The organism is Bacteroidales bacterium (genome assembly GCA_014860585.1).
In the GTDB taxonomy this organism is placed as follows: Bacteria; Bacteroidota; Bacteroidia; order Bacteroidales; family 4484-276; genus RZYY01.
Genome location: JACZJL010000103.1, coordinates 1 through 24,850, shown reverse-complemented (window position 1 = coordinate 24,850; position 24,850 = coordinate 1). Strand labels below are relative to the sequence as shown.

22 protein-coding genes are annotated in these 24,850 nt (G+C 44.2%); 14 read left to right on the top strand and 8 right to left on the bottom strand.

Features of this window, described 5'->3' with window-relative positions; genetic code table 11:
* Positions 1-185: 185 nt before the first annotated feature.
* Genes IH598_10795 through IH598_10780 form a run of 4 tightly spaced genes read right to left on the bottom strand, consistent with a single transcriptional unit; the run spans position 186 to position 4,696 of the window.
* The gene (locus tag IH598_10795) at positions 186-668 is read right to left on the bottom strand and encodes an NAD(P)H-dependent oxidoreductase subunit E (GenBank protein ID MBE0638996.1); all 483 of its coding nucleotides are present in this window, start codon (positions 666-668) and stop codon (positions 186-188) included.
* A 30-nt stretch (positions 669-698) separates the two neighbouring features.
* Positions 699-2,462: an iron hydrogenase small subunit gene (locus IH598_10790; protein MBE0638995.1), complete on the bottom strand. Its 1,764-nt coding sequence runs from the start codon at positions 2,460-2,462 to the stop codon at positions 699-701.
* A gap of 24 nt (positions 2,463-2,486) precedes the next feature.
* Positions 2,487-4,283, bottom strand: a complete 1,797-nt coding sequence (locus IH598_10785) for an NADH-quinone oxidoreductase subunit NuoF (protein ID MBE0638994.1) — start codon at positions 4,281-4,283, stop codon at positions 2,487-2,489.
* Between the two features lie 20 nt (positions 4,284-4,303).
* Positions 4,304-4,696, bottom strand: coding sequence for a (2Fe-2S) ferredoxin domain-containing protein (locus tag IH598_10780; protein MBE0638993.1), 393 nt, complete (start codon positions 4,694-4,696; stop codon positions 4,304-4,306).
* A gap of 380 nt (positions 4,697-5,076) precedes the next feature.
* Here IH598_10780 and IH598_10775 point away from each other — a divergent pair, with 380 nt between their 5' ends.
* A complete protein-coding gene (locus IH598_10775; protein MBE0638992.1) occupies positions 5,077-6,564 on the top strand; it encodes a polysaccharide biosynthesis protein in 1,488 nt (495 codons plus the stop codon).
* A gap of 108 nt (positions 6,565-6,672) precedes the next feature.
* Here the strand turns inward: IH598_10775 and IH598_10770 are convergent, their stop codons facing one another.
* On the bottom strand, positions 6,673-7,833 hold the full coding sequence (locus IH598_10770) for a GNAT family N-acetyltransferase (GenBank protein MBE0638991.1): 1,161 nt from the start codon (positions 7,831-7,833) through the stop codon (positions 6,673-6,675).
* Between the two features lie 126 nt (positions 7,834-7,959).
* Between IH598_10770 and IH598_10765 the strand changes: the two genes are divergently transcribed.
* From IH598_10765 to IH598_10730, 8 genes are all read left to right on the top strand, one after another.
* A complete protein-coding gene (locus tag IH598_10765; GenBank protein MBE0638990.1) occupies positions 7,960-9,381 on the top strand; it encodes an LptF/LptG family permease in 1,422 nt (473 codons plus the stop codon).
* A 16-nt stretch (positions 9,382-9,397) separates the two neighbouring features.
* Positions 9,398-10,606 (top strand): glycosyltransferase, encoded by a 1,209-nt coding sequence (locus IH598_10760; protein MBE0638989.1) that lies wholly within the window; start codon positions 9,398-9,400, stop codon positions 10,604-10,606.
* 23 nt (positions 10,607-10,629) lie between these two features.
* Entirely contained in the window at positions 10,630-11,811 is a 1,182-nt protein-coding gene (locus tag IH598_10755; protein MBE0638988.1) for a glycosyltransferase, read from the top strand.
* A gap of 12 nt (positions 11,812-11,823) precedes the next feature.
* On the top strand, positions 11,824-12,378 hold the full coding sequence (locus IH598_10750; GenBank protein MBE0638987.1) for a DUF308 domain-containing protein: 555 nt from the start codon (positions 11,824-11,826) through the stop codon (positions 12,376-12,378).
* 1 nt (position 12,379) lies between these two features.
* Entirely contained in the window at positions 12,380-13,195 is an 816-nt protein-coding gene (locus tag IH598_10745) for a DUF481 domain-containing protein (protein MBE0638986.1), read from the top strand.
* A gap of 94 nt (positions 13,196-13,289) precedes the next feature.
* Positions 13,290-14,966: an energy-dependent translational throttle protein EttA gene (gene ettA / locus IH598_10740; GenBank protein ID MBE0638985.1), complete on the top strand. Its 1,677-nt coding sequence runs from the start codon at positions 13,290-13,292 to the stop codon at positions 14,964-14,966.
* Between the two features lie 2 nt (positions 14,967-14,968).
* Positions 14,969-15,646, top strand: coding sequence for a hypothetical protein (locus tag IH598_10735; protein ID MBE0638984.1), 678 nt, complete (start codon positions 14,969-14,971; stop codon positions 15,644-15,646).
* Positions 15,647-15,763: 117 nt separating this feature from the next.
* Complete coding sequence (locus tag IH598_10730; GenBank protein MBE0638983.1) at positions 15,764-16,513, top strand: DUF3307 domain-containing protein; 750 nt, start codon at positions 15,764-15,766, stop codon at positions 16,511-16,513.
* Positions 16,514-16,590: 77 nt separating this feature from the next.
* Here IH598_10730 and IH598_10725 read toward each other — a convergent pair whose 3' ends face one another.
* A complete protein-coding gene (locus IH598_10725; protein ID MBE0638982.1) occupies positions 16,591-16,791 on the bottom strand; it encodes a hypothetical protein in 201 nt (66 codons plus the stop codon).
* A gap of 92 nt (positions 16,792-16,883) precedes the next feature.
* Positions 16,884-18,137: an HlyD family efflux transporter periplasmic adaptor subunit gene (locus tag IH598_10720; GenBank protein MBE0638981.1), complete on the bottom strand. Its 1,254-nt coding sequence runs from the start codon at positions 18,135-18,137 to the stop codon at positions 16,884-16,886.
* Between the two features lie 222 nt (positions 18,138-18,359).
* On the opposite strand from IH598_10720, the gene IH598_10715 reads away from it, so the two are divergent.
* Both IH598_10715 and IH598_10710 read left to right on the top strand, forming a co-directional pair.
* Positions 18,360-19,733: a sigma-54-dependent Fis family transcriptional regulator gene (locus tag IH598_10715; GenBank protein MBE0638980.1), complete on the top strand. Its 1,374-nt coding sequence runs from the start codon at positions 18,360-18,362 to the stop codon at positions 19,731-19,733.
* Positions 19,723-21,078, top strand: a complete 1,356-nt coding sequence (locus IH598_10710) for an ATP-binding protein (protein MBE0638979.1) — start codon at positions 19,723-19,725, stop codon at positions 21,076-21,078. Before IH598_10715 ends, IH598_10710 begins: the two co-directional genes overlap by 11 nt.
* A 63-nt stretch (positions 21,079-21,141) precedes the next feature.
* On the opposite strand, the gene mnmD is transcribed toward IH598_10710, so the two are convergent.
* Positions 21,142-21,810, bottom strand: coding sequence for a tRNA (5-methylaminomethyl-2-thiouridine)(34)-methyltransferase MnmD (mnmD, locus tag IH598_10705; GenBank protein MBE0638978.1), 669 nt, complete (start codon positions 21,808-21,810; stop codon positions 21,142-21,144).
* A gap of 222 nt (positions 21,811-22,032) precedes the next feature.
* Between mnmD and IH598_10700 the strand changes: the two genes are divergently transcribed.
* The 3 genes from IH598_10700 to IH598_10690 form a co-directional block, all read left to right on the top strand.
* Positions 22,033-22,743: an ABC transporter ATP-binding protein gene (locus IH598_10700; GenBank protein MBE0638977.1), complete on the top strand. Its 711-nt coding sequence runs from the start codon at positions 22,033-22,035 to the stop codon at positions 22,741-22,743.
* A gap of 6 nt (positions 22,744-22,749) precedes the next feature.
* Complete coding sequence (locus IH598_10695) at positions 22,750-23,982, top strand: ABC transporter permease (protein ID MBE0638976.1); 1,233 nt, start codon at positions 22,750-22,752, stop codon at positions 23,980-23,982.
* Between the two features lie 47 nt (positions 23,983-24,029).
* Positions 24,030-24,850 (top strand): ABC transporter permease (locus IH598_10690; GenBank protein MBE0638975.1); only part of this gene is annotated, 821 nt, incomplete at its 3' end.

Sequence of the window (24,850 nt, the reverse complement as noted above, 5' to 3'; positions counted from 1 at the left end):
GGAAGGTTGCTCCCCAGCAGAGCCTTCCTCCGCTATCACCGATGGTGCAAAGTTGATTAAACTAAACTAAAACAACAAATTGATTTATCAACAGTTAAAATAAAAGTTGGGTACTTTTTGTCAACCGAAATCATGATAGGTAATGATTAGAACTGCCAACTGAAGACTGCTGACTGCCAACCTTCCTACTCATATTCCTTCAAAATACCCTTCACTCCATCAGGCGAAACGCGTCCGTAAGTTTTGTCGCCAACGAGTACAACGGGAGCAAGGCCACACGCGCCGACACAACGAAGGCAGGTGAGCGAAAATTTCCCGTCAGCAGTAGATTCGCCAACTTTGATACCCAATTCTTTTTTAAATTCGTCGAGTACCTTTTCGGCGCCACGCACGTAACAGGCTGTTCCGGTGCAAATCGAGACCGGATATTTGCCTTTGGGGATCATGGTGAAAAATGAGTAGAATGTCACTACACCATACACCTTGGCCACTGAAACATTTGTTTCGCGGGCAACGACTTCCTGCACTTCTGCGGGTAGGTATCCAAAATACCCCTGAACTTTGTGCAACACGTTGATGAGTTCACCGGGCTGATTACCAAACGATTTAGCGATTTCCTTGATCTGCTGAACGTCTTTTTCCTTTAATTTTACTTTTATTGATGACATAATGTGATCTCCTTGAAATTTTTTTCCGGCTTACTCAATGGTGATTTCCTTTTTACGGTCGAAATAGTGGGTGTGGAGCAGGTGATGTGCTTTATCGCCCAGCGGTTTGCCCAGGAACTCTTCATATAATTTGATGATATCCGGGTTTTCGTGCGATTTGCGGAGTGCTTTTCCGGCATCTTCGGTATAAATGGCACGCTGCCGGGCTTTCAGGATGGAGGTATCTCCATGAATGTAAGGCTGACCGCCACCGCCAATGCAGCCTCCCGGGCAGGCCATGATCTCGATGGCATGATACTGGCTCCTGCCTTCTTTGATCTCTTCGAGCAATTTACGGGCATTGCCCAATCCGTGAGCAATTCCGATGTTTAGTTCAAGTCCGTTGAAATCAACTTTTGCCGACCGGATACCTTCCATGCCACGTAATTGCTCAAAGTCCACCTTGTTAAGGGTTTTGCCGGTGTGTAATTCGTAAGCAGTGCGCACGGCGGCTTCGATCACACCGCCGGTTGTTCCGAAGATTACGGCAGCGCCGGTGGATTCTCCAAGCGGTTGGTCAAATGATTCATCCTGTAAATTTGCAAAATCAATGTTTGCGCGCTTGATCAGATTGCCAAGCTCGCGGGTGGAAACCGAATAATCCACATCAGGATTGCCATCAACCTTAAACTCGTCGCGCGTGCATTCATACTTTTTGGCTACACAGGGCATGATTGAAACGACAACCAGTTTTTTGCGGTCAACTTTTATTTTTTCAGCAAAATAGGTTTTGGCTATTGAGCCGAACATTTGTTGCGGCGAACGGGCAGTTGAAGGAATGTCTTTCAATTCGGGGAAATGATGTTCGAAAAACTTTACCCAGGCCGGGCAGCAGGAGGTAAGGATCGGGAGCTTCACCTCTTTGTCGCCGGCCAGATGCTTCGACAAACGATCGAGCACCTCGGCGCCTTCTTCCATGATGGTGAGGTCGGCGGCAAAATCGGTGTCGAAAACATAGTCGAAACCAAGTTCGCGCAAAGCTGCGACCATTTTTCCGGTGACCAGCGTTCCGGGTTCCATTCCGAAAGCTTCGCCAAGGGCAGCACGAACGGCAGGAGCAGTTTGAACGATCACTGTTTTATTTGGATCGGCCAGGTCGTTAATCAGTTGGTTGGTGTGATCCACTTCGGTTAATGCGCCGGTTGGGCAAACGTTCACGCACTGCCCGCAGTAAGTACACTCACTGTGGTCGAGATTCATCTCGAAAGCCGGCGCAACTACGGACATAAATCCGCGGTTGATGGCTGAAAGCACGCCAACGGTCTGCACTTCGTTGCACATTACCTCGCAGCGGCGGCACATGATGCATTTGTCAATCTCGCGAATGATCGAAGGTGAAGTATCTTCGCGGTATTTCGATTGTTCGCCCTGATAAGGAATCTCTCTGATTCCCATTTTCTGCGCCAAATCCTGCAGTTCACAGTTTCCTGATTTTGCACAAACCAGACAGTCGAACGGATGGTCGGAAAGGATGAGTTGCATCACGGTTTTACGGGCATTCAGCACCCGGATGGAATGGGTTTGAACGACCATGCCTTCACTGCAATCGGTGGCACATGCAGGCGCCAGGTTGCGGCGGCCTTCCACTTCAACCACGCAAACTCTGCAGCCCCCCGGTTTATTCTCAATATTAAATTCTTTGAGGTTCATATAGCAAAGCCGCGGGATGTGGATACCGATATTGTCGGCTGCCTGCATAATAGTGGTTCCCGGTTCGACTTCAACAGCTTTTTTATCTATGATTAATTTTATCATATTCCTTTAAATCTAAATGTTTGATTAAACAATTGCTATGGCGTTAAACTTACATTTCTCGAAGCAGGCGCCACATTTGATACAGGTTGACTGGTCAATTTCGTGAACCTGTTTGCGTTCACCCTTGATGCAATTTACAGGGCAATTGCGGGCGCAGGCGGTGCAGCCGACGCAGTTTTCGGGCACGACCACATAACGCATCAGCGATTTACAAACACCTGCGCGGCATTTTTTATCATTAACGTGTTCGAGGTATTCGTCCCAAAAATTTTCGAGTGTTGATAGCACAGGGTTTGGCGCTGTTTGTCCCAACCCGCACAAAGAAGTATCCTTTATCACATGACTGAGCGTTTTCAGCTTATCGAGGGTTTCCATCGTCCCTTCGCCTTTGGTTATGGTCTCGAGCATTTCGTACAATCGCTTATTCCCGATCCGGCAGGGGCTGCATTTACCGCACGATTCCTCAACAGTGAAATCGAGGTAAAACTTGGCAATAGACACCATGCAATCATCCTCATCCATGACAATCATCCCGCCTGAGCCCATCATCGAACCGGCTTCAATCAGTGTGTCATACTCAATCGGAGTATCCAGGTGTTTTTCAGTTAAACAGCCACCGGAAGGCCCTCCGGTTTGTACAGCTTTAAATTTCTTCCCGTCTTTGATTCCGCCGCCAATTTCGAAAATAACATCGCGAAGGGTAGTTCCCATTGGGATTTCAATCAAGCCAACATTGTTTATCTTTCCGGCAAGTGCGAAAACCTTTGTCCCTTTGGACTTTTCGGTTCCGATACCTGCAAACCACTCTGCACCTTTATTAATAATAATGGGGACATTGGCAAAAGTCTCCACGTTGTTCACGTTGGTAGGCTTGCCCAGGTATCCTTCAACTGAAGGGAACGGCGGTTTGAAAGTCGGTTCGCCGCGGCTGCCCTCCATCGAATGGATCAATGCTGTTTCCTCACCGCAAACAAAAGCTCCCGCACCGTATCTCAGCTCAACATCGAAATCGAAATCGGTTTCAAACAGATTGTTTCCAAGAAGTCCATAAGCTCTTGCCTGGTCAATGGCAACCTTTAATCTGTGAATCGCCAGCGGATACTCTGCTCTGATGTAGATCAGACCTTTTGTTGCACCGATGGCATAACCACAAATGGCCATTGCTTCGAGCACGGCGTGCGGGTCGCCTTCGAGGATGGAACGGTCCATAAACGCACCCGGGTCGCCTTCGTCAGCATTACAAACCACGTATTTCTGGTCGGCTAAACTTTTGCGGGTAATTTCCCACTTCAAACCGGTGGGGAATCCACCGCCGCCACGTCCGCGTAAGCCTGAATCCTTAACCACTTTGATCGTTTCATCAGGTGTCATCTGCGTCAGCACTTTTCCAAGGGCTTCATAGCCATCACGTCCCAGGTACTCGTCAATATTTTCTGGATCAATAAACCCACAGTTTCGCAATGCAATGCGGATTTGTTTGCGATAGAATCCCATATGTTTACTGTCGGGAACGTGCTCCTTATTTTCAGGGTCGGTGAAAAGCAAACGCTCTACTTTCCGGCCTTTGAGCACATGTTCTTTTACGATCTCAGAAGCGTCTTCCGGTTTTACCTCAATGTAAAAGGTATTGTCGGGATGAACTTTTACTATGGGTCCTTTCTCACAAAATCCAAAACAACCGGTAGTGATTACCTTGGCTTCATTTTCCAGCCCATTGGCCTTCAGCTCACGGTCGAGAGCTGCCTGGAGGGATTCGCTCTCCGAAGCCCGGCAACCTGTTCCGCCGCAGACCAGCAAGTGCATTTTAATTTGTTTTCCCATAACTTTATTTCAGAATTTTATTAGTCAATGGATTCATAATTAACCGGTATGATCCCTTCGACAAGTTCACCATTTTTAATGTATTTTTCGATGATCTCATTGGCCTTTTTGGTGTCAACGTAACCAAAAACGATCGGTTCTTCGTTGGGTCGTGTCACCTCGATGGTTGGTTCGGCGAAACAATAGCCCATATCGCCGGTTTGGGTTACCACAGCATCAATCCCCCGTTTATCAAGTTCTTCCATCAGGTAGTCCATTACTTCCTTTGCGCCTGAAGCTATGCCGCTGGTAGCCATACCCACCTTGATCTGGACATAGTTCTCAGGATTGACGCTTTGTTCCCTGAGCTTGAGTTTTTGTTCGAACTCCTCTTTTTTCTTTCGAAGATCGGCAAGTGATTTAATTTGTGTCATTTCGTGATTACCTCCAAGTTTTGGTAATAAAATATCTTTTTGAACTTAAATATCAATACGTTATAATTGAAAGTCAGCATAGAATTACTGATGATTAACGGCTGCAAAAGTAGTAGGTTTCAATGAACTGGCCAAATTTTTTGTGATCAAATTAACAATGTGAATCTATTAACAATAATTCAACGAATTATTTATAATCGATTGATTTACAGTGCATATTTTGCATCAATTAACGCTTTATCATGAAATATGGCAGAAAATGTTAGGTGATAAACCCCGGGACACACTCAATTCAAACAAATGCCGAATAGATACACGGTTACTTAATTTTAATCAATAATATCATTGATTTTGATACTTTTGTCCCCAAACCTACTGCATTGAATCCACTCAGAAGACTGGCAGGACAAACGGCCATTTACGGCCTCAGCAGCATCATCGGGCGGTTGCTTAACTACCTGCTTGTGCCGCTTTACACCCGTGTACTCATCACTTCTGATTATGGGATTTACACCGAAATGTATGCCTACGTCTCTATACTATGGGTAATCCTGACCTACGGCATGGAAACCACTTTTTTCCGGTTTTCTCAAAGTGAATCTGACAAATCGGGGGTTTACAGCACTTCGCTGTTATCGCTGGTGTTTACTTCAATGGTTTTTCTTGTCGCCGCATTGATTTATTCCCGACCCATTGCTGAATGGCTGGGTTATGCCAACAACATCAACTATGTGGTCTGGTTTGCTTTCATCCTTGCTTTTGATGCCATTGCAGCAATCCCTTTTGCTAAACTCAGGCAGGAAAACCGGCCGGTAAAATTTGCCCTGATCAAACTTGTGAACATCGGCTCCAATATCGGGCTGAATTTGTTTTTCATTCTGCTGTGCCCTTTTATTCTCAGCCGCTTCCCCGACACCACGGCTGCCCGGGTGATACTGGGCTTTTTCAATCCTGACGACCTGGTGGGCTATATCTTTATTTCCAACCTGATAGCCACAACGCTGACATTGATATTGTTACTCCCAGATTTTCCGGTAAAAAATATCACTTTCGATATTGCCCTGTTGAAACGTATGCTGGCTTACACCTGGCCACTGCTAGTTGTTGCTGTTGCCGGCTCAATAAATCTGTCACTGGATAAAATTCTATTGGCAAGACTTCTACCTGAAGGGAGCGATGTGATGGGGCAGGTGGGGATTTACGGCGCCTGTTACAAAGTTTCGATTATCATGGCGTTGTTTGTGCAAACATTCCGATATGCCGCAGATCCTTTCTTTTTTTCAGAATCGGGTAAATCAGAGTCGAGGCAACTTTACGCTGATGTACTCATTCTATTTACCATTGCCGTTTCTGTGATATTTTTATTTACAGTAATGTACATTGATGTAGTCATCCTTTTTATTGGAAAGGCCTACCGTGAAGGAAAGGCTGTAATCCCCCTGCTGCTGCTTGGGAATCTGTTCCTTGGGATTTACTACAACCTTTCGATCTGGTACAAATTGACAAATCAGACCATCTATGGCGCCGGACTCTCGGTAATTGGAGCTGTAGTGACGGTAGTGCTCAATTTTGCACTGATCCCTTCGATGGGATATTATGGCTCGGCATGGGCGGCTTTTTTTGCTTACTTTGTCATGATGGTTTTATCCTATCTGCTTGGACAAAAACATTTTAAGGTTCCATATAACCTTCGGAGACTAATTTTTTATCCTGCACTGGCGGTGGTACTTTACATAATTGGCGACTTAATAAAACCGGATAACCGGAATATCATGCTGCTGATGAACACGATATTTATATTGGGATACCTTGTTGTGGTGATTAAACTGGATAAAAAGCTATTGCTTGCAGTTTTAAGAAAAAGTTGATGTGAATTATTCCGGAGGATAAAAATTCAAAAAATCAATCCCGATACTTCCATAGAGTCATAAAGAAAATATTCCAAATTTCCAACAAATGGAGTTTTCTTGCTAACTCTACTTAAGTAAAGAGGGATGTTGCGGGGCAGCACCTTCTTTGAAAAGTTTCCGGTAAGTGATGTGTTTTTTTCCGAATTTACCTCCAACGGCATCGTGAAGGGCTTTCATTCTTGGGTTAAAATCACCCACCCACGATAATTCAACTTCAGTATAATGAGGCCGGTTGTCAAAAACATCTTTCAATTGTCTGAAAATGGCCGACTCAATTCCATAACGCTGGAACTGAGGAATGACTCCCATTACTGTGATCCGGGTTCGCCTGATTTCTTTCTTCCACATATAAAAGGCAAACCTCATCTTGCTGTATAAAGTCAGTCTGCCGTTTAAATGCCTGAAAACCTGGTTAACATCAGGAAACATCACCAGGAAAGCAATGGGCTTACCTTCGTGGTATGCAAACCAGATCAGTTCTTCATCAAGTATGGGTTTGGCTTTTTGGAGTGCTGTTTTGATGTCCTTGTCATTGAGTGGGGTAAAGTGTTCATGATGCGCCCAGGCCTGATCGTAAACAGTTTTCAGGTCGCTGATGTATTTGTCGGCTTTGGCAAGTTGGAAATGTTCGTAAGAAAATCCGGGTTTTTTCGAAATCCAGTCGGCAATCTTCCAGAAACGATCTGGAAAAGGAACTGAAACATCCAGGTGATTTGTTACCTGCTCGAAGTAGGGAAAAAAGCCATAATTCTCGAAAAACCTGCGATAGTATGGATGGTGATAATTCATTCCATAGCTTTGTTGTGTAAATCCTTCCACCAGCAACCCCCAGTATTGATCATTTTCACCAAAGTTTACAGGTCCGTCCATTGCCTCCATGCCTTGCCCCTGCAGCCATTCTTTGCATTTATCAAACAGTAGAAATGCCGCTTCCTGGTTGTCGATGCATTCAAAAAAACCAAGCCCGCCGGTAGGTTGCTCATAGGTTTGCGCTTTTCTATGATTGAAAAATGCCGCTACCCGTCCGATCATATTACCGTTGTCATCAATCAGAATCCATCTGATGGCATTTCCCTGGTTAAAATATGCATTTTTTGAAGGGTTAAAAATTGCCTCTATGTCGGTATCAAGAGGGCAAATCCAGTTTTTATCGCCTTTGTAAATGATGCGGGCAACGTCAAGGAATTTTTTTGCATCCTTGTTGGTGATTACTTCGATGAGTTTCATTTTTTCGATAATAATGTCCGTTAAATCAAGTTGAGTTCCTTTGAAACGTATTGATTGCACTTTTATGCTAAATAGCTTAAGAGGTTTGAAACTGTTTATCTTTGTGCCCAAACAAATCCGTTGGTTTTGAAAAAATTGTACTGGTTCATTATCAAGTCTTACATAGGGCCGCTGCTGTTTACCTTTTTCATTGCGCTTTTCATCCTGGTCATGCAGTTTTTGTGGAAATATGTTGACGAACTTGTAGGTAAAGGATTGGAAATTCCTGTACTGTTGGAGTTATTGTTTTATGCCTCTTCTACCTTTGTACCACTGGCATTGCCACTAGCCATCCTCTTGTCATCGCTGATGACATTCGGTAATTTTGGCGAGCATTATGAACTTGTCGCGATGAAATCAACCGGCATTCCGTTGCGGCGAATTATGATGCCCCTGGTGATTCTATCGCTGTTTATCAGTGTGTTTGCATTTTTCTTTTCAAATAATGTACTGCCTTTTGCCAACCTGAAATTTCACTCACTACTTTATGATGTTCGTCAGAAAAAACTGACTTTTAACATCCAGGAAGGGGTATTTTACAATGGCATTGATGGCTTTACGATATATACCCGGAACAAAGACCCGGAAGGCAACATCATCCGCGATGTGATGATATACAACCATACCGACCGCATGGGCAATATAAAGCTGACTACTGCAAAATGGGGGGAGATGAATCTTTCGCCCGATCAAACCATGCTTGTGTTTAAACTTTACGACGGATTTAATTACGAAGATATGGTTGATCGTGGCAACTACAGGATTAACCGGCCTTTCCAGCGCAGTTCTTTTAAGGAGCAGACCCGTATGTTCAGCGGATTGGATTTTGGAATGAACAGAACGGATGAAACCCTATTTCGGAACAACTATCAGATGATGGACCTCGAACAGCTAACCCGTACACGTGATTCGCTGGTAAATGAGCTGGAGCTCAGAAAAGAGCGGTTATTCTTTTCGATTGACGACCGGTTTTTGTTTTTAAAACAACTGGATTCACTTAAAATTCATCACAAAATAACTGAATATCAATCAATTTCCACTGTTGATACCAATCTTATGATCAATGCGATTGAATATGCCCTGCAGGCCACCCGGTCGATCAAGAACAATCTTGAATTTAACTTCAAGGATTTCGACAGCCGCGAAAAGCGCATCATCAGGCACGAATTGGAGTGGCACCGCAAGTTCACCCTTTCCATTGCCTGCCTGATTTTGTTCTTTATCGGTGCACCACTTGGCGCAATTATCCGGAAAGGGGGGCTTGGCATGCCGGTTGTTTTTTCAATCATCTTTTTTGTGATCTTCCATGTGATTTCCATTTCAGGGGAGAAATATGCCCGCGCCGGTGCAATGTCGCCCGGACTTGCCATGTGGCTGGCTTCGCTGGTTTTGCTTCCATTGGGAATTTTTCTTACCTACAAAGCAACCACCGATTCACCTTTACTCGATGCTGATAGCTGGGGCAGGCTGATAAAAAAATTCTTCCCTGAACAACCAGAAATAAAATGATGCAATTGCCCAGCCTATGAAAATATTGATCCTTTGTAACAAGTCGCCATACCCGCCCAAAGAGGGAGGCCCTATTGCCATGAATGCCATAATAGAAGGACTGGCAGATGCCGGTCACCAGGTAAAGGTGCTGGCCATCAATTCGAATAAATATGGCGTTGATGTTAAAGAAATCCCCGAAAGTTACCGACAAAAGACAGGTATTGAGACAGTTTACATCGATCTTTCCATCAAACCGGCAGATGCGTTCCTGAACCTTTTCACCGGGAAATCTTATCATGTCGAACGGTTTATCAGTGATGCCTTCAGGGAAAAATTAACACATATCCTCAATAAAGAAACCTTCGATATAGTCCAGCTCGAAACACTTTACATCAGCCCTTACATCGAAACCATCCGTAAATATTCAGATGCCCGGATCATCCTGAGGGCACACAATATTGAACACCTGATCTGGGAACGGGTAGCTGCGATTACCCGCAATCCATTGAAAAAAATTTACCTGCATCACCTGGCCAAAACACTCAAAAAATATGAACTTGGCGTACTTCCAAAATTTGATGGTATTGTAACCATAACCGGCAAGGATGGAGAATATTTCGGTAAAATGGGTTGTAAAGTGCCGATGATAGCCATTCCTTTTGGGATTGATATTGAAAAAATTAAAAAAAATCCCGGTATCGAAGCTGAGTTCCCTTCTTTGTTTTCCATCGGCGCCATGAACTGGATGCCCAATGAGGAAGGGATAAAATGGTTCCTCGAAAATGTTTGGCCTCTTGTCCATCGGGCTTACCCGGAATTGAAATTTTACATTGCCGGAAGGGCAATGCCAGATTGGCTATTGCAGACCAGGCTTCGGAACGTGGTGATTGTCGGCGAGGTGGATGATGCGTTTGATTTCATGTATTCAAAAGCAATTGAGATCGTGCCCCTGTTTTCGGGAAGCGGCATCCGGATCAAGATCATCGAAGGGATGGCGGCCGGTAAAGCAGTTGTTTCAACATCAATCGGCGCTGAAGGCATCAATGTTGAGCATGGGAAGAATATCCTGCTGGCCGATGATCCGGACAATTTCTTTAAGGCTGTCAGTCAATGTGTAGAGGATGAATCGTTTACACATAAACTAGGGATGAATGCCCGTGAGCTCATCCAAAAGGAACATTCCAATCGTATTCTGATACAAAAGCTGGTGGAGTTTTATCAATTAACCGGAGCCCTTAAATAGGCAGGATTTACTATTTTTGTCCGATGAAACTGTTAGTCATACTACCACGTGTACCCTATCCACTCGAAAAAGGCGACAAGCTGCGGGCATACAACCACATCAAATTTTTATCGAAAACCAACGAAATTATCCTTTGCGCACTCAACGACACAACCATTCACCCGGATGCCATCGGAAAACTCAAGCCATTTTGCAAGTCAATCCATGTGCTGAACATCGGCAAATGGAGTATAGCAATAAATCTATTCAAAGCATTTTTAACAGGGATCCCGTTTCAGGCCGGATATTTTTACAATCGAAAAAATCACCATAAACTTCGTGACATCATTGTGCGGGAGCAGCCGGATCATATCTTTTGCCAGTTGCTCCGGGTGGCTGAATATGTTAAGGATATCCCGGTACCAAAAACGATTGACTACCAGGATGTTTTCTCAAAAGGTGTTGAACGCCGGATTGATAAGTCACCATTTTACCTGAAGCCAATACTGAAGATGGAATACAAGCGGTTGCTGAAATATGAACACGATCTGTTTGAGATTTATGACAACAAAACTATTATCTCGCTTCCCGATCGCGACCTGATCCCCCACCCTGAGCGGGAAAAGATACACATCATCCCCAATGGCGTAGATACGGACTTCTTTAAACCGATGGATGTTGAGAAAAAATTTGAGATCGTTTTTATTGGGAACATGGGCTATCCTCCGAATGTGGATGCTGCGGAGTATCTGGCTTTAAAAATCCTGCCACTGGTTCAGCAAAAACATCCTGAAGCAAAATTACTTCTGGCCGGGGCCACGCCCGACAAGCGGGTTCAAAACCTTGAAGGGCCTTCTGTTCAGGTTACCGGCTGGGTTGACGACATCAGGCAGTGCTATGCTCAGGCAAGAATTTTCATTGCCCCGATGCAGATTGGTACAGGTTTGCAAAATAAACTGCTCGAAGCCATGGCCATGAGGATTCCGAGCATTACTTCATCTTTGGCTTTCAGTGCGCTGGGCGCTTCCGAAGGAAAAGAAATTTTGGTCGGAAATTCACCGGAAGATTATGCCGGATTGATTTGCCAGTTACTCGAAGATCATGCCTTATCTGAAAGAATAGCCGAAGCCGGTTACCGGTTTGTCCATGAGAATTACAACTGGGAAACGGCCACTGCAGAACTCGATCGCATCATGCAAAATTCAAATCGAAAATCAACTCATTAAAATATTAACATCATGGAAAGCAATTTGTCAAATTACAGATCATTATTGGTAATCAATGGTATCATCGCAATCCTGTTCGGGATTTTTGCCCTTTTTGTGCCACAGGCAACTGCAAAAACCATTGTGGTTTATTTCGGCATCATTCTGATTGTTGGAGGCGCTGCAGGGCTTTACCTTTCAATCCATCAAATGAAGAAGAATAAGCCTTACATAGTCAACCTCTTAAGTTCACTTCTAAGTGTGCTGGTCGGTATCTTTATTGCTGTTTATACCCGCCGAAGCCTCGAAATTTTTGCCATCATCATCGGAATCTGGGCGGTTATTGTAGGTTTGTTTCAACTCATTATCTCTTTCAACCTTTCTAAAACAAATGTTCAGCGAAAAGTGCTGATGTTAAACAGTATTATAACCTTGATTTTTGGGCTCATCCTTTTTTTCAACCCATTTGAATCTGTAGTGGCTATCCTTTTTGTGGTTGGGGCGCTAGCCGTGGTTTTTGGGGCAGTACTCATTTACCTGTCAATGATTTTAAAAAAGTTTGAAGGACAAATCACCAAACTGAAGTAAGTTGTTCTTTTACCGAGTAATACCAGGGCTTTTCTTTAAAACAATAGCCACCTTTTTGATCGCTCTGACTTTCATACAGAGCCATGAAAGTTTTGGACAGATCAATACTGAGAAATTCAGAAAATATGATCTTGAGAAAGGATTCCTGTTTAATCTTCAAACCACACTGACCCTAAAATCAGGCAATACTGAATATACAGCCATAAAAGGAGGTGGACGGATTGATCTTAACGGAAATATTATGGATTATTTCTTAGTGGGAAATTTAGAAGCCAAGACAACTGGTAAAGAACGAATCCAAAACCTGGGATTTGCCCATTTGCGGGCAATGTGGAACTTTGCTGAAAAAACCAACTGGGAGTATTTTCTGCAGCGGCAGTATGACGAGTTTATCGATCTAAAATACCGGAACCTTTATGGTACTGCAATCAAATACAGATTTTTTGAATCAAAATCGCTGAAAGACACAACCAATATCCTCGATCTGAACATCAGCACGGGAGTGATGTACGAACAGGAAAGCTACAGCTTCGAACCGAACAATGTGCAAAAAAATCTCTGGCGCTCAACCAATTTTATCAGTTTTGACTGGTCGAAACAAAAACGGCTGAATTTAACAGGAGTGATCTATTACCAGCCCGCATTCAATAACTTCAAAGACTTTAGGGTAGCTGCCGAAACCACGCTCGAATTCAGCATTGTGCGAAAAGTATTCTTCGCATTTCAGTTTTCCTATAAGTACAACAATATGCCTGTTACCAACGTAAAACCTTATGACATCTCACTGGAGAACGGGTTGAGATTTGTGTTGCCATAGATTTCAGCAGCAGGGTTTTGGAGCGCTTCCCGGTTTTTTACTACTTTTGGACGGCAAAACAAGAGCGCATTATCAAACAAATATTCAGATCATTATGTCAGACGATAAGAAAATTATTTTTTCGATGGTTGGCGTTGGAAAGCTGATCCCACCCAACAAACAGATTTTAAAAGATATCTACCTCTCATTTTTTTATGGTGCAAAAATCGGGATCATCGGGTTGAATGGGTCAGGCAAATCTACTTTACTGAAAATTATTGCAGGAGTTGATCCTTCATTCCAGGGCAATATTGCTTTTTCACCGGGTTACTCAGTAGGGATGCTTGAGCAGGAACCTCAACTTGACGACACAAAGACGGTAAAGGAAGTTGTGGAAGAGGGAGTTCAGGAAGTTGTTGATCTGCTGAAAGAATACGAGGCAGTGAACCTAAAGTTTTCAGAACCCATGAGCGATGATGAGATGAATGATTTGATCGACAGGCAGGGTAAACTCATGGAAATGATCGAACACCATGATGCCTGGGAGATTGACTCTAAATTGGAGAGAGCTATGGATGCTTTGCGTTGCCCCGAAGGAGATGCCCGGGTTAAAAATCTTTCCGGTGGCGAGCGGCGCCGGGTCGCGTTATGCCGGCTTTTACTCAGGGAACCCGACATCCTGCTGCTTGACGAGCCCACCAACCACCTCGACGCGGAGTCGGTGGAGTGGCTCGAACAACACTTGCAACAATACAAAGGAACCGTAATCGCTGTTACCCACGACAGGTATTTCCTCGACAATGTAGCCGGCTGGATTCTGGAGCTCGACCGCGGCGAAGGCATTCCCTGGAAAGGAAATTATTCATCATGGCTCGAGCAGAAATCCAACCGCCTGAAACTGGAAGAAAAATCGGAAAGTAAGCGCCGCAAAACCCTTGAACGCGAACTTGAGTGGGTGCGGATGGCGCCCAAAGCACGCCATGCCAAAGCTAAAGCCAGGCTTTCGGCTTATGAAAAACTGCTGGATCAGGATGTAAAACAAAAAGAAGACAGGCTGGAAATTTTCATTCCAAACGGTCCACGCCTTGGAACCAATGTGATCGAAGCTGTGGATGTTTCAAAAGCTTTTGGCGAAAAAGTGTTGTTTGAAAACCTCACTTTTAACCTTCCGCCTGCCGGTATTGTCGGAATAATTGGCCCGAACGGCGCAGGCAAAACCACTCTTTTCAGGATGATCATGGGAAATGAAAAGCCGGACGCCGGAACATTTAGAATCGGTGAAACGGTGAAAATCGGCTACGTGGATCAGTCACACGCTGAAATTGATCCCGAAAAAACCGTTTGGCAGGTCATTTCGGGAGAACAGGAAAACATCCCACTTGGTAACCGGCTGATGAATTCACGCGCTTATGTAGCCCGGTTTAACTTCAATGGCGCCGACCAGGAAAAGAAAACCGGCGTTCTTTCAGGTGGTGAACGAAATCGCCTGCACCTCGCACTAACGCTACGCCAGGAAGCCAATGTCCTCCTGCTCGATGAGCCCACCAACGATATCGACGTGAACACCTTGCGTGCACTTGAAGAAGGGTTGGAAAACTTTGCCGGATGTGCCGTTATTATCTCTCACGACCGCTGGTTTCTCGACCGTGTGGCTACGCACATCCTCGCTTTCGAAGGCGACTCGCAGGTTTACTATTTCGAGGGCAGCTATACCGAGTATGAAGAAAACCGCAAAAAACGACTCGGGAATGATAGTCCCCACCGAATCAGGTATAAAAAACTGATGGCCTAACCATGGAGAAAAAGAAACTTTTCGCTGTGATCACCGGTGATATTGCCGGCTCATCAAGGCTCGAAGTTGAGCAGCGCCGCAGGTTGCTCGATGAGATTTACAAATCATTTGCTGCTGTTGATGAGATTGCGGGGAATGAAGCTTTGGCTTTTCGTTTTGAAGTCTTCCGGGGTGATAGTTTCCAGGGTGTGCTGGCCCAGCCCGAAATGGCGCTAAAAACAAGTTTAATCATCAGGGCATTCATCCGTAAAGCTTTTAAAACGACTTTGAAGGATGCTTTCGATGCCCGGATTGCCATCGGCATCGGAACCATTGACCTGATGCCCGAACTGCATGGCGGCGAAGGTGATGGAGAAGCTTACCGTAACTCAGGACCCTACCTTGACAAAATGAATCGGACCAAAGGATTCCTCAGCATTATAACACCCTGGGAGGAAGCCAACAAAGAACTGCTGGTGGAAGCTGCACTGCTCGATACCATCATTTCCCGATGGACACCGGCGCAGGCTGAAGTCGTTTCAGAATATTTCAAAGGTAAAACCCAGGCAGAGATTGCAGAGCAATTCAACATTTCGCAGCCGGGGCTCAGAAAGCGACTACTCTCAACCAACCTGCAAGCGATCGAACTGATGGAGATCCGTTTCATTGAACTAATCAGCAATGAAATAGTAAAAATATAACCCTGAGAGATTATATTTATTAATTATAACCCCGAGAGGTTATAAAATATGAATATAACCCTGTAAGGTTATAATATTTTCAACAGCAAAAATTAACTTCCATAAAAATCATGAACAATGAATGAAATAATGATGGACAGCAACCTGGCGCTGTTTTTACGTCTTGTAATTGCCCACCTGGTCGGGGATTTTCTTCTTCAGCGCAAAGCATGGATTGTTCAGAAAAAAATCAAAAAATGGAAAGCAACCGGACTTTATGTTCATGTGCTGATCATCGGTTTGCTCACCTATCTCTTGTCAGGATTTTACAACAACTTCTGGATTCCTGCTTTTGTAATGATTACCCACCTGATCGCTGACATCTGGAAAAGCTACACTCAGGATAGCACCAAAGAATTCGTAGCCGACCAGCTTATCCACCTTGCAGTGCTCGTCGTTGCCTGGTACCTTTACACTTACCCGGATTTTCAATTCTTGACAAATTTATCAGCCGTTGCCACAAATGTCAGTTTTCTAACCATTATTGCATCTTACATTTTCGTGATCTGGCCTTCGGGATATTTGATAGCAAAATTAACCAGGCCGTGGCAGGAACAAGTGGATGCCAAGAGCGGACTTCCCGAGGCCGGCCGCTGGATAGGAATGATCGAACGGGTATTGATCCTAACCTTTGTCCTGGTCAATCAATATTCGGGCATCGGCTTTTTGATTGCTGCCAAATCCATCCTGCGTTTTGGTGACATTAAAAACCCTGAAAATCGTAAGGAAGCGGAGTACATCCTCATTGGTACCATGATCAGCTTTATCATTGCCATTCTTACCGGTATTCTGGCTGAACAAATGATGAAGTTTCCCCAAATTAGATAAAATCAAGTGCGCTGTATTTTTTGTAATTTCGGCGGGGAAGTACAGCCTCTAAAGTTGAGTATCCGAAATACTTCCAACTATTTACTGTTGTTTTTATCAAGCCCCAAGCCGATGGCCGATCCAATGGCAATTCCGCTTCCGACCCCGATCGAAAGCCAGAGTGCAATATCTTCAGTATAACTACCTATTACCACTCCTGCGAGTGCACCAATAGCAAAACCAATGGTAACACCCAATGCCAGTGTTGGCTTATTTTTTTTGTCTTTTTGTTTTTCCATGTAGATATTTTTCTTTGAATGTGTGTTTAAATAATTACCGTTTGGAAAACGATATAGCTGTGTCGTTTTGTAAAAAACCTGAAACTCGATGCTTATCTGAAAACCAGCTTATCTTTTCCGCCAAAAGCATTGTAAGAGGAAATTATCACCTTTTCTCCCGGCTCAATGCCTTCCAGCACTTCATAAAAGTTAGCATTCTGTCTTCCGAGTTTGATCATTCGTTTTACAGCAAAACTGCCTGAAGCATCCACCACATAAATCCAGTTTCCGCCCGTTTCCTGGAAGAAGCCGCCGCGGCGGACGATGGTCGCTTCGCGCGGGCTGCTGAATTTCAGCCTCATCTGCACGGTTTGGCCGCGCTTTAGTGCTGCAGGCTGGTCTCCGGTGAAATCGAGATCAACCTGGAAGGATCCACTGGAAACATTTGTATAAATTTTAGTGATCTGAAGCTGGTAGGTTTCGCCCGCAAAGTCGAACTCCGCCTCCTGCCCGATGTTCACTGTGGAAATATAGCGTTCGTCGATGTTTGCACGCAATTTGAAACCCTCGCCCATGATGTCAATCTGTCCCAGCCGCTGCCCTGCCGATTTGGTTTCGCCAATTTCGACAATGAATGATGAAAGTTTGCCGGCAATAGGAGCTTTAATATAAAGATTTCCAAGGTTTTTATTCAGCAGTTTCAAATTGTTGCGCATCCGCATTATGGAGTTGTTGATCTGAAAAGTCTGTTCTACCATCGAGATAGAGTCCAGTCGCTGCAAGTCAAGTGAAATGTCGAGTTGCTTCATGGTAAGATTGTAATCTCGCCGGGCATCTTCAAATTCCTGTTCAGAAATTAAGGCCTCCCGGTGCAATTTTTCCTTGCGTTCAAAATCCAGTTTAACCCTATCAATTTCTGCCAACAGGTTAGTAATTTCCAACTGCCGTACAAACTTACTGCGCTCGAGGTTCACTTTTGAATTCTGGAGATTATTGATCGCATCATACATCCGTGTTTCCTGATCCATATAACGCAACTCCATATCTATGTTTAAAAGTTTCAGAATTGTATCTCCTGCTTCCAGTTCAGCTCCATCACTGACGAAAACCTGGTCAACCGTTCCTCCCTGCACAGCATCAAGGTAAAAAGTAGTCTTTGGGTGAACAACGGCATCCACCGGGATGAACTCCTGAAAACGATCGAGTCTCACTTCTGCTATCGAAATCTGCCTGGCATCCACAAATAGTCTGCTGTGTTTATCCCTGAAAAACAATAAATAAATGAAAGCAAACAGCAGTAGGGTCGAAAAAATGATTGTTATAATCCTTTGGGGAGTCCATCTCTTCTTCTCAATGATCTTGTCCATGTTTACAATGTTTTACAAAAGCCGGCTGGCGAATAGTATGCCACTAATCATAATTTGCTGTATTTCAGGTGTAAACAAATGTAAATCTGAATTTCAAATTTCCTTTTGTCCAAAAGCGTTCATAATTTGTGTACAGATTTGGACATAGTTATATTACTTTAGCAAAATATTTTTTGTGAGCAACCTTACTCAATTCAGTAACTTTAAAAAAAACTCACGACAATGGAAAAAGTAGAAGCCCGGATTTTAATTGTTGACGATGATCAGGATGTTTTGCTTGCTGCAAAATTGTTTCTAAAGCAGCACGTTTCGATTGTCCATACCGAAAGGAATCCTGAAAACATCCCGAACCTGCTCAAAACCGAAAATTATGATGTGGTGCTACTCGACATGAATTTTACCCGGGACGCCACCAGTGGAAAAGAGGGCTTTTACTGGCTCAACAAGATTCTGGAGATTGATCCGGCAGCCGTGGTTATTTTTATCACGGGCTATGGAGACATCGAACTTGCTGTGCAGGGTATCAAGGAAGGCGCTACCAACTTTATCCTGAAACCGTGGGACAATAAAAAATTGCTGGCCACCATTACAGCTAACCTTAAAGTACGTAATTCAAACCAGGAGTTGCAGGACCTGCGTTCTAGGCAAAAAGTGATGATTGCTGACCAGGACCAGGCCTATGGCAATATCATCGGTAATTCCGGGGCAATGCAGCAGGTAATGGCTACTGTGAAAAAAGTTGCTGTAACTGATGCCAACATTCTAATTCTTGGCGAAAATGGAACAGGCAAGGAATTGATCGCACGTGCCATACACCGGGCATCCAAACGGCACGACCAGGTCTTTATCAGTGTTGATTTAGGGGCAATCAGCGAAACCTTGTTTGAGAGTGAACTCTTCGGATTTAAAAAGGGTGCTTTCACCGATGCAAAAGAAGATCGTGCAGGACGATTTGAGGCGGCCAATAAAGGTACAATTTTCCTTGACGAAATCGGGAACCTCTCGTTTAACCTCCAGTCAAAACTGCTCTCGGTGCTGCAAAGCCGGAAAGTAGTGAGGCTCGGAACCAATAAAGAAATTCCTATTGATGTCCGTTTGATCTGTGCTACAAACATGCCGCTTTATCACATGGTAAAAGAGAATAAATTCCGGCAGGATTTGCTTTACCGTATTAATACAGTGGAGCTTACTATCCCGCCATTGCGAGAGCGGCTTGAAGATATCCCGCCATTGGTCGAACATTTCCTCGAGATTTATTGCAAAAAGTACAAAATGTCGCTCAAACGGGTAAATACTTCCACCTACAAACGATTGGAAAAGCATCACTGGCCGGGCAATATCAGGGAGTTGCAACATGCGGTCGAACGTGCCGTAATCATGAGCGAATCCAACATTCTGGAGCCACAGGATTTTTTTTTATCGCAATTTGATGATGGTGGAAATGGAGAACCGGAAACCACCAACCTCGAAGAGACCGAGCGCATCCTCATCCGCAAGGTGATTGACAAGCATGGCGGCAACATCAGCAAAGCGGCCAAAGAACTGGGACTTACACGTGCCTCACTTTATCGCAGGATAGAAAAACATGGGCTTTAAAAACTTCCGCATCCATATTGTAATCAGGGTACTTTTACTGATTAGTTCGGCATTTTTGTTTGCCTACCTGGTAAAATATACGGAATACTCCATTTCAGCTTTCATTCTTGGACTTATTGTCATTTATCAGGTTTATACGCTGGTGAGGTATGCCGAAACCACCAACCGTAAACTAACCAGTTTCCTGCAGAGCATAAAACATGCTGATTTTTCCAGTTCATTTACTGATCATGGGCTTGGAAAAAGTTTTGACGAATTGAACAATGCATTCAATGAAGTAATCCAGGAATTCAGAAAGTTTCGCTCCGAACGGGAGGAACACCTCAATTATCTGTTCACGGTGATTCAGCATGTAAGTATTGGCATTATTGCTTTTCAACAAGACGGAAAAATTGACCAGTTCAACCAGGCGGTGCTGAAGCTTTTTAAACTAAAGCAAATCAAGCATCTCAACGACCTCCATGTGGTTAAAAGTGACCTTCCCGAGCAATTGCTTCACATGAAAGCCGGAGATAAGATATTGGTCAAACTTTTTATTGATGACGAAATATTGCAAATTGCGGTGAATGCAACACAATTCAGGATGCGGGGGCAGGAATATACACTCATTTCGCTTCAGAACATCCACAACGAACTGGAGGAAAAAGAGATAGAATCGTGGCAAAAGCTGATCAGAGTGCTCACCCACGAGATCATGAACTCGATCACACCCATTTCGTCACTTGCAGCTACAGTGAAAGAAATATTGATTGCAGAAGAAGACCAGGGTATGGTGAAACTTAAGGAATTGAATGATGATGAGATCGAAAGCGTTCACAGTGCGCTCACTACCATTGCCGCACGCAGCCAGGGACTGCTCAACTTTGTCGAGATTTACCGTAATCTCACACGCATACCCAAGCCCAATTTCAGGTACTTCAAAGTATCCGATCTCTTTAGCAACGCAGAAATGCTGATGCGTCCCAAAACCGAAAAACTGAACATCCAATGCAGTTGTTCCGTTCATCCCGAAAACCTGATGATCACCGCCGACCCTGATCTAATTGACCAGGTAATTATCAACCTTTTGCTAAATGCACTGGATGCAGTGAAAGATCGTGAAAATCCAAAAATTGCTTTGCTGGCCACCGAGGTGAACGGAAGGATAAAAATCGAGGTAAAAGACAACGGAGCAGGCATCAAGCCTGATATAATGGATAAAATTTTTATGCCATTTTTCACTTCCAAAAAACACGGATCGGGTATCGGACTCAGCCTCTCCCGACAGATCATGCACCTGCACAAAGGTACTATCTCCGTGAGGTCGAAACCAGATGAAGGAAGTGTTTTTACTTTGATGTTTTAAGGCAAAAACTGTTTTCTGTTGGCTAATCCCAGTTATTTTTTACCCTTTCACGATTCCTTACCCCTACACATATTTCTCCGCTCTCAACATGTGTCTCTTACCTGGAGGACCTGTTAGTCGTTCAATGCTGAAACCGGCAGCTTTCAGATTTTGTTTGACCAATCCTTTGGCCGAATAGGTCACCAGAACTCCTCCGGAAACCATAGCCAAAAAAAGTTTCCTGAAAACTTCCGCAGTCCAGAGTTCTGGTTGGATGTCCGGTGCAAAAGCATCAAAATAAACCAAATCAAATTCTTCCGGGTTAGGTATGAAGTCCTGAAGCTTTATGCGGATTTTCTTCAGCATGAAACCCGGTAAAATCTTTACAGTTTTTTCCCAGGCTGCATCATGCAAGCTATGAAAAATGAGGCCGGACTCCGGAATAGTTAGTTTTTCGGGATAATTCAGCTCAGTGTTGATTCTCTTATCGAGAGGAAAAGCTTCAATGGCAGTGTAATTCACAATATAATCGCCTTTTTTCAGAACGGTAAGCAACGCGTTCAGCCCGGTTCCGAACCCCACTTCAAGAAGGTTAATATTCTTTTTTTTTGAGCAGATGAAATCAAAACCCGCACTTAAAAATACATGTCTTGATTCCTGAATGGCGCCGAAAGTAGAGTGGTAATGCTCATTAAGTTCAGGAACATAAAGCGTGTGCGACCCGTCGTCTGTTATTTGTAATTGTATTTCCATTTTTCCCTGTACTGCTTTTCCGGCCAATTGCTTAATCAAATTTTATCGCTCGATTGCGCACAACCTGTGTACAGTAACGAACAAACTTTTGAAATCTCAAACTGCAACAATCCCCCAAACCCTTGTAATATAATGTTAACCGTGATTGGCATAATAACTGATTAATCAGACTGTTATTTTCTAAGTTATCGGAAACCAATACTGAACTTTCTCAAAATGAGTATCATCAAATTGCAAAACATACACAAGTCCTATGTAACGGGAAGCAACCGGCTTCATGTACTTAAAGGAATTGACCTCGAAATAGAAAAGGGGGAAATGGTTTCGATCATGGGGTCGTCCGGTTCAGGAAAATCCACATTGCTCAATGTTATCGGATTATTGGATAACCATGATGATGGAAAATATTTTCTGAATGATATGGAAATAAAGGGATTAACTGAAACCAAAGCGGCACTGCTCCGGAACCAGTACATCGGTTTTGTATTTCAGTCATTTAACCTGATTTCCTTCAAAAATGCAATGGAAAACGTGGCGCTTCCCCTTTATTACCAAAAGGTCAGCCGGAAAAAAAGAAATATGATCGCCATGGAATACCTCGAACGGATGGGCTTGAAGGAGTGGGCTGATCACATGCCGAATGAACTGTCGGGCGGGCAGAAACAGCGCATTGCCATTGCACGTGCTTTAGTTGCGAAACCGAAGGTAATCCTTGCCGACGAGCCCACCGGGGCACTCGATTCGCAAACTTCGATGGAGGTGATGGACATCCTGAATGAAATCAACGACACCGGCATTACCATACTGATCGTGACCCACGAAAACGACATCGCGCACCGCACCAATCGCATCATCCGCCTGAAAGACGGAGTGATTGAATCGAACGTGAAAAACGGTAAACATCATCTTACCTACGAACCAATAACAGCCTAACCAACAATGTTTGACCTCGATAAATGGCAGGAAATCTTCAGCACGATTAAGAAAAACAAACTCCGGACTTTTCTTACCGGTTTCAGTGTGGCCTGGGGAATATTCATGCTGATTGTTCTGCTGGGATCGGGCTACGGACTTGAAAACGGCGTGAAGAGAGAGTTTGAGGGCGATGCCGTTAACTATATTTCCATCAATACAGGGATTACCAGCCTGCCCTACCAGGGGATGAAACCCGGCCGGTTTATCCAGTTCGAAAACGATGACCGTGAAACGCTGGCTGCCGTGGAAAAAGTTGACAAAGCTGCTTCACGTACCTACGTGTTTGGCAATCAAACCATCACTTACGGGAGCGAATACGGGTCGTTTGACATTTTTGCCATCAGCCCCGATTACTTTTACGTCGAAATGCTTAACCTGGCCGATGGCAGCCGTTTTGTTAACCAAAAAGATTACGACGATTACCGTAAAGTGGTTGTGCTTGGGAAAGTCGTGAAAGAAGCCTTGTTTAAACATGAAGAACCGGTGGGGAAGTACGCAAAAATAAATGGAGTACCATTTCTTGTGGTTGGCCATTTTGATGATCCGGGCGGCGACAGGGATATTTCGCGGGTGTATGTTCCGATAACCACAGCCCAAAGGGTTTTTAATATGGGCAACGCAATCAGGAACATCAGCCTGATCATGAACGACCTGAACATTGACGAAAGCAACCGGGCGTTGGAGAAGTCCAAAGCGCTTCTGGCACAGAAATACAAATTTGATCCAGCTGATCCACGGGCACTGTTTGTTTTCAACTCCGTCGAAAATTATCAGCGGTTCATGGATTTGTTTGCCGGAATAAGGCTGTTCATCTGGATTATCGGGATCGGAACGATCATCGCCGGAATAGTCGGGGTGAGCAATATTATGATGATTGTGGTCAAAGACCGGACGAAGGAAATCGGGATCCGCAAATCAATGGGTGCAACACCCTGGTCTATCATCAGCCTGATCCTGCAGGAGTCGGTGCTGATAACGGCATTTGCAGGTTACATCGGCTTGGTACTTGGGGTCGGGCTGCTCGAACTGGTTTCGAAATCACTTCCTTCAACCGATTATTTCGCCAATCCTGAGGTTGATTTTAACATTGCCATAGGCGCAACTTTGCTTCTGATTTTTTCAGGAGCGATTGCAGGTTTTGTTCCGGCGCGAAAGGCTTCGGCCATCAAACCGGTTGAGGCTTTGAGGGATGAATAATTTTGGATAAATTTCAATTGAAAACCAAACGCAAAAACTAAAATGTCATGAGAATATTTGATCCCGATAGCTGGAGGGAAATTTTCAGTACGCTGAAAAAGAACAAATTGCGGACATTTTTCACCGCCTTTGGCGTCTTTTGGGGGATTTTCATGCTGATTGTCATGCTAGGCTCCGGAACAGGTCTGAAAAATGGTGTGAATGCCGGCATGGGTGATCTGGCCACCAATAGCATGTTTATGTGGACACAGCGGACCACTGTTCCCTACAAAGGATTACCACGGGGCAGATTTTTCAACTTTAACAATGGCGACACACAAGCATTGATCGACAATATACCTGAAATAGAATACATTGCTCCCCGTATCCAGGGGTTTAACCGTTCGGGAGATAATAACGTCGTCAGGGGTGAACGAACCGGAAGTTTCAGAATACAGGGCGATTATCCCGAATACAACCTGATCGATCCAATGAATATCCTGCAGGGAAGATTTATCAATCAAAACGACATTGATGAAAAGCGTAAAAACATTGTCATTGCCCAGCGGGTTTACGAAGAGATGTTTGCCCCCGGCGAAAACCCAATCGGCCAATATCTAAGGATTTCAGGGGTTTATTTTAAAGTTGTCGGGCTATGCAAATCAAAAAAGAACGACCAGCAGGCTGAAAATGAAAACCAGCAGATTTTTATGCCGTTCACTACCCTTCAGAAAACCTATAATTATGGAGATGTAGTGGGTTGGTATTCGATGACGGCCAAAGAAAACACCCCTGTTTCGGTGATTGAAGCCAAAGCAAAAGACCTGATGAAAAAGCGGCATAGTATTGCACCTGACGACGACCGGGCCATTGGGTCAGCCAATGTGGA